General features: G+C 51.9%; 3 protein-coding genes. All 3 read right to left on the bottom strand.

Features of this window, described 5'->3' with window-relative positions:
* The coding region (locus tag PPL9_RS16535) for a Crp/Fnr family transcriptional regulator (RefSeq protein WP_057463737.1) at window positions 1–483 on the bottom strand (483 nt) is incomplete at its 3' end.
* 219 nt (window positions 484–702) lie between these two features.
* On the bottom strand, window positions 703–1,500 hold the full coding sequence (locus PPL9_RS16540; protein ID WP_208981724.1) for a ChbG/HpnK family deacetylase: 798 nt from the start codon (window positions 1,498–1,500) through the stop codon (window positions 703–705).
* Window positions 1,501–1,581: 81 nt separating this feature from the next.
* On the bottom strand, window positions 1,582–2,568 hold a 987-nt coding region (locus tag PPL9_RS33385; RefSeq protein ID WP_244273406.1), incomplete at its 5' end, for a glycosyl transferase family 39.

The raw sequence follows: 2,568 nt of genomic DNA on the forward strand, positions 1-2,568 counted from the left end.
AGAGAGTTGCAGCAGTGTCTGCGCAACCCGGCCATTGAGTGGCAAGAAGGACCGTGCAGCGAGTGCATCGTTTGAACGACGCAGGCGAGTCGCTACGATCTGCAGCATGTGACGGTAAACAGCCGGGTTTTCATCGGCGTAGCGATAAAATGCAGCTTTGGAGATAAATGCAAGCTGGCTCGGCTTGAGTGCCGTTACGGTAGCGGAGCGCTCACTGCCGTCAAGCAAAGCAATTTCACCTACCAGTGAGCCCTGCCCGAGAACTGCGAGCAGCTGCTCACTGCCATCCAGCGAGACGACGGAGACTTTCATGCTGCCTTCGATGATTGCGTAACAACCATTGCCCGGATCTCCGGCCTTGAAGAGAACTGCGCCGGATTTCAATGACATAGGCTGAGCTATCTCAGAGAGACCGTGTGCGTGTTCCTCAGCCAAACCCGACAGTGAAAAGCTGTTTTGAAGGAGTTCTTTGAACTTTGTCATCTTGCCACAAGATCCTGACGCGCCGTAGATTCAGTTTTTTAGTTTAAGCTGCATCAATATAATTGATGATTTTAATTAGGTCTATCATGCGGCCATTTTGTGACCGGAGTCACAGAGATGTTCTTTAGTTTTAGGCAAATTAGGGGTGTTCATAAATACCCCAACGTTTATGGCAAATTCAAAAGGAACGATCTCTTCAACCGCAGGAAGAGATCGTTCTTAGAACAAGAAGATATCTTTTTCCATCAAAAGAAACGGAAATTCCTCACTTATCAGGAACTTCAGCTGGTTCTCACGGGATGAGCTCTGGCGTACGTTTTTCTTTTTGACGGGTTGGGCCTGCTCTTCAGGATAGGATGGCCGACATAGGACCATCGCCGAATCCTGTGCCTCATTGATTCCGTGCCAGAAGAAGTCTCTCAGATCTGTGTCCTCATCAGCCATTGGCAGATCTGGTCCTGAGAATATAGTTTCCAATCCGGCTTTGGTGGCGCGCTTTGAAATGGAGTTGCTTGATCGACTAACACCAGCAGGCAGTACCAGTGCAGGCTCTCGCCCTGTCATCATGCTGAGCACCGTGATGAGCGCTGAATGCACGGCAGGATGCTTTGCGAGGTTTCCCTGAATGGCAACAAATGCTGGCGGACGGGCATAGACCTCTTCGAAGAGATCCACTTGTGCGGCGATCTCAGCGGCGATCGCCTCTTCCGGCAGCATCTTCATGGGGCTGCGCATTGCATACCACCACGGCGCGGGGAACGTCTCTCCGAATACGGTCCGGCCAAAATCGGTGAGCGGTCCGGCGGGCTTTGTCAGTGTGACTGTCAGACCGACCATGGTTTCATGTTCGGCCCAGGCAACCACGTCACGCAGCTGATAGAACTCCCTCGACCACATCTTGCCAGTGACAACACAGCCTACGGCAGAGAGCCGGCCTGCGATGATTAGATCGCAGATCGCCCGGTCAACTCCATAGCTTTGCCCAAATTCGAGACTCGTCAAGAGGATGCGCTTCATCGCGCGGATCTCCCAATCCAAAAGGTTCAGGAGTACATTTAACAAAGCCTGCAAATTTAACGCAACGGAATCTCAGCTGTTTCAGTTGGATTTCAGGGGCTGTTTCGGGTCTGACAATCGGTAGACCCGTACATTTTCAATAGCTGTTTTTCCGAACAATCCCTTATTCTCTCGGGGGATGGTCTTCAGCAGCTCAACCTGATTGAAGTTGGTTTTCAGCTTTTGAGAGCGGTCTCTTCTTTCCTCGGTGACGTACAGCATGTCACTATTTTCGGGATTTTGGAGATTATCGGGAATCATTGCATAGCGCATTCGCTCAGGAATTCCGTAGACTTTGAGGTCTGTCTTCTTGAGCGCATTCGACATTTGGCCCGTCAAACCATAGCTGGTTGTGCCAATCCAATTGATGTCATTTGCGTCTGCTAACTCGGTCAGTTCATCGCCAATATCTTGCCAGCCGCGCATCTGATGCGTTGGATCTTTACGGCCCAGAGATGTGTTGAGCGGGGTGTAGGCGTGGATATAGACCACCCCAGCGACAACGACACCCAGGCCGACTGCAGTCGGGGCAAGCACCTTGAACCAGCGACCAACATTGGCAGGCGGATAAGCTGCTGCAATACCAGCGAACATGGCCAGTGTTGGATACATCGGAGCTGGCCAGTTGCCCTGAACACGCGAATGGAGTGAATGGAAGGTCAGATAGATCAGGAACGGCAGGACCGTCAGAACCAGCAGACTGGCCGTGTTGTCTTGCTTTATCATTTTGCGGATGACACGCCACGCACCAACCATCGCAATGATGAAGACGAGCGGGTTCAGCAGGCCTGCAACAGCGCCGATGAACTCGCCAATGTATTTGACGGAGTACCCTTCTGGTACAGAACGCCCAAACTGCTTTACAAAAGAAATCCACTCATGCTGCGAGTTCCAGTAAAGTACAGGAGAGAAGATCGCGATTGCCAGTGCTCCGCCGAGCCACAACTGCCAGGACAGGAAGTATCTGCGGTTCTCCGGCACCCACACCAGCCAGAGAATAATCCCGACCCCCAGGAACAACACGGAGTA

The sequence above is a fragment of the Pseudovibrio sp. POLY-S9 genome (genome assembly GCF_001431305.1).
In the GTDB taxonomy this organism is placed as follows: domain Bacteria; phylum Pseudomonadota; class Alphaproteobacteria; order Rhizobiales; family Stappiaceae; genus Pseudovibrio.

What these genes read in the sequence shown, in the direction of transcription:
- PPL9_RS16540 (WP_208981724.1), bottom strand. Translation starts at nt 1,500, where the DNA reads ATGAAGCGCATCCTCTTGACGAGTCTCGAATTTGGGCAAAGCTATGGA.